Source organism: Pseudomonas sp. TREG-RG-20F-10-E-6-01, from assembly GCF_022662455.1.
In the GTDB taxonomy this organism is placed as follows: domain Bacteria; phylum Pseudomonadota; class Gammaproteobacteria; order Pseudomonadales; family Pseudomonadaceae; genus Aquipseudomonas.
In genome coordinates, this window is record NZ_JAKNQP010000003.1 from 100,779 (window position 1) to 114,932 (window position 14,154).

The 14,154-nt window shown below is 60.0% G+C and carries 13 protein-coding genes and 2 pseudogenes; 7 read left to right on the forward strand and 8 right to left on the reverse strand.

Annotation, left to right across the window (positions count from 1 at the left end; all coding sequences use genetic code 11):
• The first annotated feature begins 72 nt into the window (after nt 1-72).
• The gene (locus L8K08_RS10915; RefSeq protein WP_242196608.1) at nt 73-987 is read left to right on the forward strand and encodes a tyrosine-type recombinase/integrase; all 915 of its coding nucleotides are present in this window, start codon (nt 73-75) and stop codon (nt 985-987) included.
• Between the two features lie 116 nt (nt 988-1,103).
• Here the strand turns inward: L8K08_RS10915 and L8K08_RS10920 are convergent, their stop codons facing one another.
• Both L8K08_RS10920 and L8K08_RS10925 read right to left on the reverse strand, forming a co-directional pair.
• Nucleotides 1,104-1,961, reverse strand: coding sequence for an SDR family oxidoreductase (locus L8K08_RS10920; protein WP_242196613.1), 858 nt, complete (start codon nt 1,959-1,961; stop codon nt 1,104-1,106).
• A 95-nt stretch (nt 1,962-2,056) separates the two neighbouring features.
• Nucleotides 2,057-2,968, reverse strand: coding sequence for a LysR substrate-binding domain-containing protein (locus L8K08_RS10925; protein ID WP_242196616.1), 912 nt, complete (start codon nt 2,966-2,968; stop codon nt 2,057-2,059).
• Nucleotides 2,969-3,081: 113 nt separating this feature from the next.
• Here L8K08_RS10925 and L8K08_RS10930 point away from each other — a divergent pair.
• Nucleotides 3,082-3,690: pseudogene (locus L8K08_RS10930) on the forward strand (LysE family translocator).
• 9 nt (nt 3,691-3,699) lie between these two features.
• On the opposite strand, the gene L8K08_RS10935 reads toward L8K08_RS10930, so the two are convergent.
• A complete protein-coding gene (locus tag L8K08_RS10935; protein ID WP_145160777.1) occupies nt 3,700-4,905 on the reverse strand; it encodes a multidrug effflux MFS transporter in 1,206 nt (401 codons plus the stop codon).
• A gap of 240 nt (nt 4,906-5,145) precedes the next feature.
• Here L8K08_RS10935 and rbsK point away from each other — a divergent pair, with 240 nt between their 5' ends.
• The 3 genes from rbsK to L8K08_RS10950 are packed head-to-tail and all read left to right on the forward strand — an operon-like array spanning nt 5,146 to nt 8,482.
• Nucleotides 5,146-6,066: a ribokinase gene (gene rbsK, locus L8K08_RS10940; RefSeq protein ID WP_242196619.1), complete on the forward strand. Its 921-nt coding sequence runs from the start codon at nt 5,146-5,148 to the stop codon at nt 6,064-6,066.
• Between the two features lie 41 nt (nt 6,067-6,107).
• Complete coding sequence (gene fucP / locus L8K08_RS10945; protein ID WP_242196622.1) at nt 6,108-7,439, forward strand: L-fucose:H+ symporter permease; 1,332 nt, start codon at nt 6,108-6,110, stop codon at nt 7,437-7,439.
• Nucleotides 7,436-8,482 (forward strand): aldose 1-epimerase family protein, encoded by a 1,047-nt coding sequence (locus L8K08_RS10950; RefSeq protein ID WP_242196625.1) that lies wholly within the window; start codon nt 7,436-7,438, stop codon nt 8,480-8,482. Before fucP ends, L8K08_RS10950 begins: the two co-directional genes overlap by 4 nt.
• On the opposite strand, the gene deoR is transcribed toward L8K08_RS10950, so the two are convergent.
• A complete protein-coding gene (deoR, locus tag L8K08_RS10955) occupies nt 8,479-9,237 on the reverse strand; it encodes a DNA-binding transcriptional repressor DeoR (protein WP_145160769.1) in 759 nt (252 codons plus the stop codon). The two genes, L8K08_RS10950 and deoR, sit on opposite strands and share 4 nt — an antisense overlap.
• Nucleotides 9,238-9,367: 130 nt before the next feature.
• Here deoR and deoC point away from each other — a divergent pair, with 130 nt between their 5' ends.
• Nucleotides 9,368-10,051 carry a deoxyribose-phosphate aldolase gene (gene deoC / locus L8K08_RS10960; RefSeq protein ID WP_242196628.1) on the forward strand — a complete coding sequence of 228 codons (684 nt, stop codon included), beginning with the start codon at nt 9,368-9,370 and terminating at the stop codon, nt 10,049-10,051.
• 60 nt (nt 10,052-10,111) lie between these two features.
• On the opposite strand, the gene L8K08_RS10965 is transcribed toward deoC, so the two are convergent.
• The gene (locus L8K08_RS10965) at nt 10,112-10,468 is read right to left on the reverse strand and encodes a helix-turn-helix domain-containing protein (protein WP_242196631.1); all 357 of its coding nucleotides are present in this window, start codon (nt 10,466-10,468) and stop codon (nt 10,112-10,114) included.
• Between L8K08_RS10965 and L8K08_RS10970 the strand changes: the two are divergent.
• A pseudogene (locus L8K08_RS10970) lies at nt 10,452-11,054 on the forward strand (SDR family oxidoreductase); the annotation flags it as partial. The gene L8K08_RS10965 and the pseudogene L8K08_RS10970 overlap by 17 nt on opposite strands.
• Before the next feature lie 408 nt (nt 11,055-11,462).
• On the opposite strand, the gene L8K08_RS10975 reads toward L8K08_RS10970, so the two are convergent.
• The 3 genes from L8K08_RS10975 to gabT are packed head-to-tail and all read right to left on the reverse strand — an operon-like array spanning nt 11,463 to nt 13,982.
• Nucleotides 11,463-11,951, reverse strand: coding sequence for an Lrp/AsnC family transcriptional regulator (locus L8K08_RS10975; protein WP_010449292.1), 489 nt, complete (start codon nt 11,949-11,951; stop codon nt 11,463-11,465).
• A gap of 45 nt (nt 11,952-11,996) precedes the next feature.
• Nucleotides 11,997-12,641: a 2-haloalkanoic acid dehalogenase gene (locus L8K08_RS10980; protein ID WP_242196634.1), complete on the reverse strand. Its 645-nt coding sequence runs from the start codon at nt 12,639-12,641 to the stop codon at nt 11,997-11,999.
• Nucleotides 12,642-12,689: 48 nt separating this feature from the next.
• Nucleotides 12,690-13,982, reverse strand: a complete 1,293-nt coding sequence (gene gabT, locus L8K08_RS10985) for a 4-aminobutyrate--2-oxoglutarate transaminase (protein WP_242196637.1) — start codon at nt 13,980-13,982, stop codon at nt 12,690-12,692.
• Nucleotides 13,983-14,154: the final 172 nt, after the last annotated feature.

A 14,154-nucleotide genomic window follows, 5' to 3' on the forward strand; every position in this document is an offset into this window, starting at 1 on the left:
CTCGCCAATTCACTAAATACCTCTATTAAACAATGGCTTGATCGAGGTATTTAATCCAAAGGCTGATCTCCCTTGACTGAGTCTATCCGCAACCCGCTGACCCTTTATCTCACCCGCCTGGCGCCCTCCAGCCAGCTGACCATGCGTTATGTGTTGCAGGACGCCGCTGACCGCCTGGGCTTCGAAGACATCAACCTCGAAGACATTGACTGGCACCTGCTGCAGCCTGAACACGTGATTGCCCTGGTCGCCGCACTGCGCGAGGACGGCTACGCGCCCAACACCTCTTCGCTGTATGTGAATGCCGTGCGTGGGGTGATGAACGAGGCCTGGCGCATGAGCCTGATCAGCCAGGATCACCTGCTCAAGATGCGCTCGGTCAAGGCGGCACCCGGTACCCGACTGGGCCAGGGGCGCAATTTGCGCCGCAGCCTGATCCGCGAACTGATGGAAGTCTGCGCCGCCGACCCACGCCCACAGGGCCTGCGGGATGCGGCGGTGATCGGCATTTTGTATGGGTCGGGCATGCGCAAGTCGGAGTCGGTGAACCTCGACCTGACGCAGATCAACTTCCAAGAACGCAGCCTGCGCGTGACCGGCAAAGGCAACAAGGCGTTGATCAAGTACGCGCCCGCTTGGGCATTTGAAAAGCTGACAGCCTGGCTGGACTTTCGTCGCGAGCAGCTCAAGGACGGCGAGCAGGACGACACGTTCCTGTTCAACCGCATTCGCCGGGGCAGCCATATCACCCGTGAGCGCATTACCAAACACGCGATTTATTACATCGCCCGTCAACGCGGCGAACAGGTTGGCGTGAAAATCATGCCGCATGACTTCAGGCGTTCATTCATCACCCGGGTGATTGAAGAACATGACCTGTCAATTGCGCAGAAACTGGCGCATCACAGCAATATCCAGACTACCGCCAGCTATGACGTACGCGACGACAATGAACGGCGGCGGGCCGTGGACCGGTTTGATTTATAACTTCAGCCAAAAATGCGAGAGGGTGCTTGCTCCCGAAGACGCAGGGTCAGCGACTCACTGACTGACCCTCCGCTATCGGGAGCAAGCCCCCTTCTTTACTTGGTTGTGTACCGGGTTTAAAGGATTGGCTTACCGCCGGTGACCGCGTAGCGCGAACCGGAGATATAGCTGGCTTCATCCGAGGCCAGCAACACATAGATCGGCGCCACCTCTACCGGCTGGCCGGGGCGACCCAGCGGGGTTTCGCTGCCAAAGCTCTGCACGTCTTTGTCAGTCATGGTCGACACGATCAGCGGTGTCCAGATCGGGCCCGGCGCCACGCTGTTGACGCGGATGCCTTTGTCACCCAGCAATTGCGCCAGGCCGCCGGTGAAATTGGCGATGGCGCCCTTGGTGGCGGCATAGGCCAGCAGCGTCGGCTTGGGCATGTCGGAATTGACCGAACTGGTATTGATGATCGAACTGCCGGCTTTCATGTGGGGCAGGGCGGCCTTGCAGATGCGAAACATCGCGGTGATGTTGATATCGAAGGTGCGTACCCATTCCTCGTCTTCGATCTCTTCCAGGGTTTCGTGAGTCATCTGGAACGCGGCGTTATTCACCAGGACGTCAATGCGCCCGAACTGCTCGACAGTCTTGTCGACCAGCGCCTGGCACGTGGCCTTTTGCGCAATATCGCCGGGCAGCAGCAGGCATTGGCGGCCCGCTTCTTCAACCCAGCGTGCGGTCTCCCTGGCGTCCTCATGCTCGTCCAGGTAAGCGATGGCCACATCGGCGCCTTCACGGGCAAACGCAATGGCGACTGCGCGGCCAATGCCGCTGTCGGCACCGGTGATCAGCGCGATTTTGTTGGCCAGCCGGCCCGCGCCCTTGTAGCTCTTCTCGCCGCAGTCGGGGTACGGGTCCATTTTTTTCTGGGAGCCGGGTACGGATTGGGCTTGTGGGGCGAAGGGTGGGCGAGGGTAGTCAGTCATCTCAGTCTCCATAGGTCTTTAAGGGTGCTATGGAGTTAGTAGTTTTGCCGGCGGCGATAGTTGTAGTGAATGTCGGCCGAGCCCGACGAATGGTTTCAGCCAGCCGCAGGCAAGAACTCAAGGCCTGGCAAATCCAGGGTTGGAACGAGCGCGGTCAGGCACTCGTACAGTTCACGCAACTTGGGTGAGTGGCGGCTCTCTCTGGGCCAGACCAGATAGTAGCCATCGCCCGAGGCGACGGCCGCTGCACAGGGCAGCCTGATCAGGCCGTCGCGCACATCGTTGGCCACCAGGTGCAGGTCGCCGATCGAGACACCATGGCCGCGCATGGCCGCCGAGATCGCCTGGTCGAGCGTATCGAAGACCTTGCCACGGTCCAGGTCGATACGCGCGTCAGACGGCTGGGCGGCCAGCCAGCGTCGCCAGTCCCGGCGATCGGCAGTGGGGTGGATCAGTTCGGCCTCGGCCAGGTCAGTGCCAACCCAGCCGGGCGCGCAAATAGGGATCAACCATTCATCAAACAATTTGTGTGCGTGCACATCGGCGCCGAACTGACCGTTGCCGAGCAAAATCGCGCAGTCGTAAGGCTCTGCGTAAAAATCCACACTGTCGAAATCCATCCAGACACTGGCCAGCTGTATCGTCAGTTCAGGCGCGCTGAGCTTAAGGAGGTCCAGCGTGTGCAGCAGCCAGCGCATGGTCAGCGTCGATGGGGCCTTTAAACGTAAATCGCCAGTGCCTGCGCGGAAGGGCGCGCACGCTTGCTCGATGATGCGAAAGCCGACCTTGAGTTCCTGCGCGAGCCGTTCGCCCGCAACGGTGAGTTTCAGCCGAGGCCCATGGCGTTCGAACAAGCGGCAATCGAGGAGGCTCTCGAGGGTTTTGATATGGCGGCTAACCGCACTTTGAGTCAATGACAGGGCTTGCGCCGCGCGTGTAAACGAAGACGTGCGAGCCGCCACTTCAAAGGCGCGCAGGGCATACAGCGGTGGAAGGCGTTCGGCCATGGGCGTCATTCATTGTGATTAATACTCATAGTAGGGCACAGGCTTTTACATTTTTCAACGCGCGCGGCCTGGCGCAAGCTCGCACGCCTTACCTCACGAGGCGTTTTAGCGCGATGAATAGCTCGTTACTTCTGATTTACGTCTTCAGTGTGTTGGCTCTGATCGTCACGCCCGGGCCGGTGGTGGCGCTGATCATCAATACCAGCCTGCAATCCGGAAGCCGGTGCGCGCTGTTGACGGCAGCGGGCACCAACCTGGCATCGCTGATGCTGGCCCTGGTGGCGGTACTGATTTTGTCGGGGAGTTTTTCCGTCAGTCCAGGTGTGCTGAGCGCGATCAGCTTTCTGGGCTGCCTGTTCATTTTGTACCTGGCGGTCCAGGGGCTGCGTTATCCACCTGGGCAAGTTCCCCAGGCCCGCCGCGCGCGAAGCGGTATCAGCACGGGGTTTGTGGTGGGGATTTCCAACCCCAAGGACATCATTTTCTTCGTCGCCTTCTTCCCTCAATTCATCCACGTGGCTGACTCGTTCAGCGCCAGCGTGGCGTGGTTGACCGGGCTGTAGGTGCTTATCGACTTTATGGTGCTGGCGGGGTACATCGCCCTCGCGCGCCAGGCATTCGCGCTCAAATACCGCGTGGGTATCAATCGCGTGGCATGCCTGGTGCTGCTGGCCGTGGCCCTGATGGGAATCGTGCATTCAGGGCGTTGGCTGCTGGGATGACGAGGCGTATCAGCGCCGTGGAGAAGGCTGTAGATGTGCGGGCAAACGGCGCAGTGTCCACCAGGTGGTCAGCATTGCCGCGACTGCGCAGAGGGCGATGCCGATCAGCATCGGTGCCGGCGTGTGGTCGGCGTACAGCCCGATCAGGGTCATGGACACGGCAGCGGTGATCATCTGGATGGCGCCCAGCAGGGCTGACGCGGAGCCCGCGACGGCGCCGTGGTCCTCCAGGGACAATACGCCGGCCGCTGGCAACAGCAGGCCGAGAAAGCCGAAGCCGATAAACAGCAGCGTCATCATCACCGCCAGGTGATTGCCCCACAGCGTGGTGGCGGCCAGCAGCACCATGATCGCCGCCACCGCCATGACCGACCAGCGAATCACCGGCGCCAGACCAAAGCGCGCGCTCAGGCGTGCGGTCATTTGGCTCATGGCGAAGAACGACGCGGCATTGAGCGCAAAGCACAGGCTGAATTGCGTCGGCGTCAGGCCGAAATATTCGATGTACACAAACGGCGCGCTGCCGATGAACACAAAGAAGGTCGCCAGTCCAAAGCCGCTGACCACCGCCAAACCGATAAACACCGGGTCGCGCAGCAGTGCGCCGTAGCTGCCGATGGCGTCGCCCAGGGTCTTGCCCAATCGGCGTTCGGCCGGGTGGGTTTCCGGCAACTGCACAATGGTCATCACCAGGCACAGCACGGACACCACAGCCAGTACGGCAAACACTTCGCGCCAACTCCAGAGTGAAATCACCACGCTGCCGGCCAACGGCGCCAGGATCGGCGACACGCTCATCACCAGCATCAGCAAGGCCATCAGGCGCGCGGCTTCGTGGCCTGTGTACAGGTCACGCACAATCGCCCGCGGGATGACCATGCCGGCGCACGCGCCGAAGGCTTGCAGGGCGCGAAAGCCAATCAGCACTTCGATGCTCGGTGCCAGGGCACAGCCGACACTGGCCACGGCGAAAATCACCAGGCCGGCATAGATCGGCGGCTTGCGCCCGTACACATCGCTGAGCGGACCGTAGAACAGCTGGCACACGCCGATGATCATGAAAAACACTGTCAGGCTCATCTGCACCGCCGCCGGCGAAGCCTGCAGGCTCGCGCCCAGGGTGGGCAAGGCGGGCAGGTAACTGTCGATGGCGAAAGGGCCGATGGCGGTGATCAACCCCAGCAACAGGGCGAGGTGGGCGATGCTTCGAGACATGGGGTGTTCCGGGTGACGGCGAAAGACCGGCCAGCTTAGAGAGCCGCCCGAGGGGTTACAAGGTGGCGTTTACACAGGCGCTACATTTTTTGGCAGTGAACCTGTCGCGACGGCCCATTCGAGCTGACCATTGATCTTTGCGCTGAAAAATAGATTGAATATTCACACTTAATGTTATTTAAATAACAAAACAAAAGCGCCACGACCTGCCTGGTCGTGCTGCAACAAGGTGGGATAGCAATGAGCAAGATCGCAGTCATCGGCAGCAATATGGTGGATCTGATTACCTACATCGACCGCATGCCGGCCCAGGGCGAAACCCTCGAGGCGCCGGGATTTGCCCTCGGGTGTGGCGGCAAGGGCGCCAATCAGGCGGTGGCGGCAGCCAAGCTTGGGGCCGATGTATTGATGCTGAGCAAGGTCGGCGACGACATGTTTGCCGACAACACCCTGGCCAACTTCCAGCGCTTTGGCATCGACACGCGTTATGTGCAACGGGTGCCTGGCGTTTCCAGTGGTGTGGCGCCGATTTTTGTGCGGGCCGACTCCCACAACAGCATCTTGATCGTCAAAGGCGCCAATGCGTATTTGTCGCCGGCGGACATCGAGGCGGCGGCGGCTGATTTGCGTGACTGCACGCTGATTGTGTTGCAGTTGGAGATCAACCTGCAGACGGTCTACTACGCCATCGAATTCGCCCACCGACATGGCATTGCCGTGCTGCTCAATCCAGCGCCGGCGCTGCCTGGTCTGGAGGCCGACTACTTGGCAAAACTGGATTTTCTGATCCCTAACGAGTCGGAGCTTGCGCTGATCACCGGCCTGACCGTGGACTCACCGGACTCGGCCCGCGTCGCCGCGCAAACCCTGGTGGCCAGCGGCATTCGCCACGTCATCGTCACCCTCGGCGAGCAGGGGGCGTTGTACGTAGGCGAGGAGGGCACGTTCCAGGTGCCGGGCCAGCGGGTTGTCGCCCGTGACACCACCGGTGCCGGCGACGCCTTTATCGGGTGTTTCATTCAGCACTGGACCCTTGACGGCGATATTCGTCATGCCATGGAGCAGGCTGTGGCGTATTCCGCGTGCTCGGTGACGGCGCTGGGTACGCAGACCTCCTATCCCGACAGCGAAGCGTTCACGCGCTTCCAGCAACAGCGCTAAGCCGTCTAACTCGGCTCCTTAATCCAGCCCGGAGAACAATAATGAACAAACCTGCGCTGCAACAGACACCCGATGGGTTCTACCTGAACCGCACGCCCTGGTTCGCGTTTATTCTGCTGTGCAGCATCTTCGCGTTGTGGGCCGCGGCGGCGAGCATGAACGACGTGCTGATCGCACACTTCAAGAAAGCGTTTTTGCTCAGCGATTTCCAGACCGCCTTTGTGCAATCGGCGTTTTACCTGGGCTACTTTTTTGTGGCGATTCCGGCAGCGATGGTGGTGCGCCGCCTGAGCTACAAAAGTACGATCCTGATCGGCCTGTCGCTGTACATGCTCGGCTGTTTGCTGTTTTTCCCGGCGGCGTCGACGGCCAAGTACGGCATGTTCTTGCTGGCTCTGTTTGTGATCGCGGCCGGGCTGTCGTTCCTGGAAACCGCGTGCAACACCTACTCGACGTTGATGGGCCCACGGGAAACCGGGACGCGGCGCTTGAACATCTCGCAGACATTTCACCCGTTCGGCGCCATGGCCGGGGTTTACGTGGGCAGCTTTGTGATGTTCAAGGACACCGATGCCACCACTGCACAGCTCAATCAGATGAGTGCCACCGATGCGGCGGTGCAGCAGTTGCAAATGATCCAGTCCACGCTGTTGCCTTACAAGTGGATGATCGCCGTGCTGGTGTTGATGTTCATCCTGATCGCCATTACCCGTTTCCCGGCCTGCAAAGGCAACGCACCCGTCGACAACACCTCGGGCAGCTTGCGCAAAAGCCTGGGGCGGCTGTGGCGTAACCCGCGGTTTACCTTTGGCGTGCTGGCGCAATTTCTGTATGTGGGTGCCCAGGTGGGCGTGTGGAGTTTCACCATTCGCCTGGCCATGCAAATGGGCGGCATGAATGAGCGCAGCGCTTCATGGTTTCTGCTGACCACCTTTGCCGCCTACTTTGTCGGCAAGTTGATCGCCAATCTATTGATGCGGCGCCTGCACCCGGCCAAGGTCTTGGCGATCTACGGGGTGCTGTGCATTGTGCTGCTGGCCTACACCATTCTGGTGCCGAATATTTCCGCGGTGTACGCCGCCGTCGGCGTGAGTATTTTTCTCGGTCCGTGCTGGCCGACCATTTACGGCCTGACCATCGATGGCCTGGGTGAAGACACCGGTGTCGGCGGTTCATTGCTGGTGATGAGCATTGTTGGCGGCGGGGTGATTCCGATCTTCCAGGGCCTGTTGTCCGACGCCAGCGGTGGCAACATGCAATTGGCCTACAGCGTACCGCTGCTGTGCTTTATCGTGATTGTGATGTACGCGGTCAAATGCCTGCGCCAGCCGGGCGCGTTGCCCTCAAATGCAGCCGCGGCGGTGGCCTCATGAATACGCGTATCCCGTTGTACCGGGCGGTGTTTGCCGAGCAGGAAAGGGTGCTTTTGCAGTCTGAGGATTTCAAGGTCAGCGCCTGGACTTATCCGTCCGGCGTGCTGGCGGTGAGCATGGAGAACAGCCGTGGACGTCTGGTCGTGTTGCCGTATCAAGGGCAGATGATCTGGTCGGCCGTATTTGACGGCTGCGACCTGACCATGCGCAACCTGTTCGACGAGCCCCGGCCAAGCCCGACGGTCATCGACACTTACGGCTGCTTCATGTTTCACAGTGGCCTGTTGCGCAACGGATGCCCAGCGCCGGATGACACGCATGCCTTGCACGGCGAAATGCCCTGCGCGCCCATGGACACGGCCTGGCTGGAACTCGGCGAGGGCTTTATGCGCCTGGGCGGCTCGTATCAATACGCCAAGGGATTCGGCGATCGCTACCGGGCGAGCCCCAGTGTGACGCTGCGCGCCGACTCAGCCTTGTTCGATATCGACATGGACGTGACGAACCTGGCCGGCAAGCCGATGGACCTGATGTACATGGCCCACATGAACTACGCATACGTGGACGGCGCGCGATTCGTCGAGCCACTGGGCATGCAGCGCCTGCGCCTGCGCACCAGTGTGCCGGACCACGTCAAGCCGACGCCGGACTGGAGCGCCTACATGGCGCAACTGGCCGAGCATCCAACCCAGTTGGCCAGCCTCGACACGCCTGCGCTGTACGACCCTGAGGTCGTGTTTTTCTTCGACGACGTGGGCACAGACGCCACGGGCTATGCGCATTTTTTGCTGGACCATCCGGCGGGCACGGCGTTCTACACCCGTTACCGCCCCGAACAATTCGCGCACGCGGCACGCTGGATTCTGTACACGCCGGATCAGCAAGTGGCGGCGTTCGTGCTGCCATCGACCTGCGAACCCGAGGGCTATAACGCCGAGAAAGCCAAAGGCCACGTGCGCTGCCTGGCGGCCGGGGCCAGCGCCTCGTTCAGCGTGACCACCGGCTTCTTGAATGCGCAGGAACGCCAGACATTATTGGGTTAGATCAGCAGCTGCGCGCCGCTGGCCTGGATGACTTCTTTATAGGCGCGCGGGATTTTCTTGTCGCTGACCACGTACTGGAAGTCTTCCAGGTTGGCGAAGTGAGCGGTGCGCACCGTGTCGAACTTGCTGAAGTCGGCCAGCAACACGCGTTGCTGGGCCTGGCGCAGAACCTTTTGTTTGACCTCGACTTCATTGAAGTTGAAGCACGTCACGCCGAACGCCTGGCTGACGCCGGCGGCAGTCACGAAGGCCCAGGTCAGGCGCACGCTGTCGAGGATGCTGCTCTCGGCGCTGCTTTCAAAGACCTGGTTCTTGCGGTGAAAAGTACCGCCGCACAGCACGATGTGGCAGTTGGCTTTGTTCTGCAGCCTGAGCAGCACGTTCAACGAACTGCACACGGCGGTGAACTCCAACTCATCGGGGATGAAATCAATGACAAAGGGCGAGGTGGTGCCGCAGTCGAAAAACACCGTGTCGCCGGGCTGTATCAGCCGCGCGGCGAGTTTGCCGATACGGCGTTTCTCTTCGACGTGGCGCGTGTCCTGGTCGGCTACGCGGTAATCGCTGGCCTCGCTGCTGACCCGGGTGATGTAGCCGCCCAACAGGCGCACATGCTCGGAGAAGTGGTTGAGGTCGCGGCGCAGGGTCATCTCGGACACTTCCAGCAGCGCAGCCATTTCCCGCAGGTGGATGGCGTTCTGGTCCTGCAAAGCTTGTTGGATAAGCTTGAGTCGCTCGGCTTTTTTACTGTCCACGCGTATTCCAGGGCTTGATTGTTGGTGTTAGATAAGTAACATTTAATGATATTATTGTAACGTATTAATGTGGGCATTGTGACAACCGCGTCCCACGATCATTGGCAACATACAGGCAAGGGCACGTTAAATGAACTCTCTTCAACCCGCAGCATTGGCCAAGTACATCGATCACACCTTACTGGCGCCCGACGCCTCCCGTGAGCAAATCCGCACCTTGTGCGAGGAGGCCATGGAGCACGGTTTTTATTCAGTGTGCCTGAACTCCGCGCAAGTGCCTTACGCCGCCTCATGGCTGACTGACAAGAACGTGGTGATCTGTGCGGTGGTGGGCTTTCCACTGGGCGCCGGCTTGAGCGACACCAAGGCCTTTGAAGCTGAACGGGCGATTGCCGCCGGGGCAGGGGAGATCGACATGGTGCTCAATATTGGCTGGCTGAAAGAAGGGCTGCTCGAGGCAGTGCGTGAAGACATCGCCGCGGTCCATAGGGCCTGCGGCGCCGTGCCGTTAAAGGTCATCCTGGAAACCTGCCTGTTGAACGACGAACAGAAAGTCCAGGCGTGTGAAATCTGCCGGGACCTGGGTGTGGCCTTTGTCAAAACGTCCACCGGGTTCAGCCGTAGCGGCGCGACAGCAGAAGACGTGGCGCTGATGCGCAAAACCGTGGGCGCCGGCGTTGGCGTAAAAGCATCCGGTGGCGTGCGTGATTATCCGACGGCGGTGAAGATGATTGAGGCCGGGGCTACACGCCTGGGCAGCAGTTCGGGCATTGCGATAGTCGGTGGGGCAACGACGGCGGCGAGCGGTTATTGAATGCTTTTAATATAACTCAACTAAATAGATATTTAGTTGAGTTATGCTCTTTAATTATATTTAGGGGCGACTTTCAAGACGGGCGAGGGCAGCCATTCGACGCTCGCTGATGCGTTCAACCGCGTCCATGTGTTCTGTTCCCCACACACACAGCGCCCCCAGTGCCGTGGCCAGCGAGCGCCCGAACGGCGTCAGCGAGTATTCAACCTTCGGCGGGATTTCCTGATAGTCGACGCGCGCGATGATCTCATCACGCTCCAGCTCCTTGAGTTGCTGGATAAGTACCTTATCAGTCACGCCACCGATCGCACGCCGTAGCTCACCATAGCGGTGAACGTTCTTTGCCAGATGATAAAGAACCAACGGCTTCCATTTCCCGCCAATCACCGCCAGGGCCGCAATCGGCCCTGAAGCCATTGCCATTCAGGGCGATATTTCAAACCTGGACGACCTGGATCGCATCTTCACATAAGTCAAAGCTGCAAAAGGCCGAATTGACGTGTTGTTCGCCAATGCGGGCCTGGGGGATTTCCAGCCGATTGGATCGATCACGGAGGAATCGTTTGACCGTACGTTCGGCATCAACGTCAAAGGCACCTTGTTCACCGTGCAAAAGGCCTTGGCATTGATGGGCGCCGGAGGCTCGGTAATCTTGACGGGTTCAACCACAGGCACCATGGGCACACCAGCGTTCAGCGTGTATAGCGCCACTAAGGCCGCGCTGCGTAATTTCGCCAGAAGCTGGGCGCTGGACCTCAAAGGCACCGGCATTCGCGTCAACGTACTTTCGCCCGGACCGATCGCGACGCCTGGCCTGGACCTGGCGTTGTCAGGCACTGGTCAGAAGGATGCGATCATTGACGGCATGACTGCACAGGTTCCCCTGGGGCGCATCGGCCAGGCAGAAGAAGTTGCGGCTGCAGCGTTATTTCTGGCATCGGATGAAAGCAACTTCATGACCGGCAGTGAAATGTTCGTGGATGGAGGGTTTGCTCAGGTTTGAAACCAATAGGGGTTTTGCCCGTTGAAATCTGACGGGCACTGCCCATGATTATGTAACATGATATTACGCATAATGTATATTATGTTAAATTATATGTCATGCCTTGTGAGTCTCTGCGTCGGCGTACCCCCTATGCCGCAGTCCGACGCTAGTTAGCTTGTGACTTTGATAAGGCCGCGGACAATATGCGTAACGAGGGTCGAGCCCTTCATGAGTTGGAAAGCCTGCGTTGCGCTTCGGCTCATTGGCTTCAGTCGAAATGCAGTCGATCGGTTTTGCGAAAACCTTCAAACCACCTGATTTAGAAACCCAAGACCACCCAGCTTTAGTGGACTGTCAGGTGCAACGCCAATCCCCACACCGCCTCCTCATCGGCAGTGCAGGTAACTTGGCAAGCTGGAGGTGGCTTCAGTGGCGCAGCAGTTTGCGCAGGGGCACGCCGTCCTTGAGCACGGGCGACTTGATGACGATATAGCTGAAATACTTGGAGATACCAATGTTCTTGTCCAGCAGGCTCTCCACCACTTCCTGGTAATGCTGGATGCTGCGGGTCATGAAGCGCACCAGGTAGTCGTAGCCACCACTGATCAGGTGGCATTCGAGCACTTCGTCTACCAGACGGATATTGGATTCGAACTTGGCGAAGTCTTCGCGCTTATGGTCGCTGAGGGTGATCTCGGTGAACACCGTGACCGAATCGGTAATCTTGGCCAGGTTCAAGTGCGCCTTGTAGCTGGAAATATACCCCGCCGACTCCAACCGCTTGACCCGTTGCAAACACGGGCTGGCAGACAAGCCCACGGCGTCGGCGAGACTGACATTGGTCATCCGGCCGTCCTTTTGCAGTTCAACCAGAATACTGATATCGATCCGGTCCAGTTTCACTTGCCCTTCCATTGCGTACCTCTTGACTGCCGTTTGTAAGACAATCTTCTAGCAAAATCAGCGCCGTAAAGACAGCTGATGCTGAGCCACCAGATCCGCCATGCTGCTGATGCAGTAATCCGCCGCGCACCGCGAAGGCTGCCGGGGCCGCTGGCGGCCGATCAAACAGCGGTCCAGCCTCCCGTGCGCCGCGACCGACGGTCGTGTCACATGCAGCACGGGATGCACATCCTCCGCTTGCTCGCTGAGCCATTGCAGGTCATCGGCCAGGGAAATGAAATCTTCCGGTGCAATACCCAGCCGCTCACACAACACACCACGATCCTCTGCGTCACGGTCGCCACGCACCAGTAGCCGATAGAACTTGCGCAAATACAGCATAGCCCCCGGTGCATCCTCGAACAGCGCCCAACTGCCGGCGCTGCGGGCAAAGCTCATGCCCTCCTCCCAACTGGCGTGGAGCCCCCAGCGTTCGGCGAGTTGGCGGTGGGCAAAACACAGCAGGCCACTGAAGCCCAACTCGGCGAAGCGCGGGTAGAGATTCGCGACCACCGTGTTGTACTCGGCCAGCACCTGCTCCCTGGGCGGCTGCCCGCTACGGCTGTCGAGCAGCGGTTGCAAGGCGGCCAACACACCCGAGTCGCGGTCCACCAGCACTTCATCGCAATCGATCAGCAGCGCTCGATAATCTGTCAGTCCCATGTGGGGTCAAGTCTCCAATGATGCAGTCCACCCTGAACAAGCAAAGGCTCAGTTCAAGACCCGTGCCAAGGCGCCGTCGAGTATCTGCAAGGCTTCGTCGACCTGGGCCTCGCTGGCCACCAACGGCGCGAGAAAGCGCAGCACGTTGCGATGCACGCCGCATTTGATCACCAGCAACCCGCCAGCGCGGACTTCATCGATCAGCCGTTGGTTGAGGTCGGCATCCGGCGTGCGCGCCGGGTCATCCTGGATCAGCTCGATCGCCAACATGAAGCCGGTGCCGCGCACATCACCGATACGCGGGTAGCGCGCCTGCAAACCAAGCAGGCCTCGGCGCAGGCGTTCGCCCAGCCGTTGGCCGCGTTCGAGCAGTTGCTCCTGCTCGAACGCGCTGATCACCGCCAGTGCCGCCGCGCACGCCAACGCATTACCGCCGTAGGTTCCGCCCAGGCCGCCAGGCAGCGGTGCATCCATGATGTGCGCCTTGCCGACTACACCGGACAACGGCAAGCCACCGGCCAGGCTCTTGGCCACGGTGACCAGGTCAGGCTGGATGCCCGCATGCTGGTAGCCGAACCAGGTCCCGGTACGGCCGAAACCGGTCTGAATCTCATCCAGGATCAACACGATGCCGTGCTTGTCCGCCAACCCACGCAGTGCCTGGAGAAACTCCACAGGCGCGGCAAGGAAGCCGCCGTCACCCTGCACCGGTTCGATGATGATTGCCGCGATCCTCTCTGGCGCCACCTGGGTCGCCAGCAGTTCATCCAGGGCTTTGAGTGCCAGCTCGCTGGTCACCCCGCGATAAGCATTCGGATACGGCGTGTGGAACACCTCCGGTGCAAACGGCCCGAAGTTCTGTTTGTAGGGTTGGCTCATACCGGTGAGCGTGGTGCCAAGCAGCGTACGACCATGGAAGCCGCCCCGAAAGGCGATCACCGCCGAGCGATTGGTGTGGGCGCGGGCGATCTTCACCGCATTTTCCACAGCCTCGGCGCCGGAGGTGAAAAACGCGGCCTTATAGGCTTCCTGCCCGCCGACCATTTCGCACAGCCGCTGTGCCAGGTCGAGGTATGGCTGGTAGGCCACCACCTGGAAGCAGGCGTGGGAGACCTTCTGCAACTGGGCCTGCACCGCAGCCACCACCTTGGGATGGTTATGCCCGATGTTCAGCACGCCGATCCCGCCGACGAAGTCCAGGTAACGCTTGCCATCCACGTCCCACAACTCGGCGCCCTGGGCACGGTCGATCACCAGCGGGTGAGCGGTCACCAGGCCACGGGGAACGAATTGATCGCGCTGACGGAGCAAATGAGGGGTTTCGTCGACCTTGCTATTCATGGCAGTTCCCATCGTGAATGCAGCAACCCGGAAAGTGGTTGCGATGTGGTTCAGAGTAAGGCTTGCAGGCAACCAACTACGCCGAACTTGGCCCGTGAGAAATTCGGATCGACTGTTTTGCCCCCACCTTTCAACAGATCCTGCGCCGGGCTTGGGGGATGATGAGGGCTAC

What these genes read in the sequence shown, in the direction of transcription:
- deoC (WP_242196628.1), top strand. Translation starts at nt 9,368, where the DNA reads ATGAACTCTCTTCAACCCGCAGCATTGGCCAAGTACATCGATCACACC.
- fucP (WP_242196622.1), top strand. Translation starts at nt 6,108, where the DNA reads ATGAACAAACCTGCGCTGCAACAGACACCCGATGGGTTCTACCTGAAC.
- gabT (WP_242196637.1), bottom strand. Translation starts at nt 13,982, where the DNA reads ATGAATAGCAAGGTCGACGAAACCCCTCATTTGCTCCGTCAGCGCGAT.
- L8K08_RS10920 (WP_242196613.1), bottom strand. Translation starts at nt 1,961, where the DNA reads ATGACTGACTACCCTCGCCCACCCTTCGCCCCACAAGCCCAATCCGTA.
- L8K08_RS10980 (WP_242196634.1), bottom strand. Translation starts at nt 12,641, where the DNA reads ATGGGACTGACAGATTATCGAGCGCTGCTGATCGATTGCGATGAAGTG.
- L8K08_RS10965 (WP_242196631.1), bottom strand. Translation starts at nt 10,468, where the DNA reads ATGGCTTCAGGGCCGATTGCGGCCCTGGCGGTGATTGGCGGGAAATGG.
- L8K08_RS10925 (WP_242196616.1), bottom strand. Translation starts at nt 2,968, where the DNA reads ATGGCCGAACGCCTTCCACCGCTGTATGCCCTGCGCGCCTTTGAAGTG.
- L8K08_RS10935 (WP_145160777.1), bottom strand. Translation starts at nt 4,905, where the DNA reads ATGTCTCGAAGCATCGCCCACCTCGCCCTGTTGCTGGGGTTGATCACC.
- L8K08_RS10975 (WP_010449292.1), bottom strand. Translation starts at nt 11,951, where the DNA reads ATGGAAGGGCAAGTGAAACTGGACCGGATCGATATCAGTATTCTGGTT.
- L8K08_RS10950 (WP_242196625.1), top strand. Translation starts at nt 7,436, where the DNA reads ATGAATACGCGTATCCCGTTGTACCGGGCGGTGTTTGCCGAGCAGGAA.
- rbsK (WP_242196619.1), top strand. Translation starts at nt 5,146, where the DNA reads ATGAGCAAGATCGCAGTCATCGGCAGCAATATGGTGGATCTGATTACC.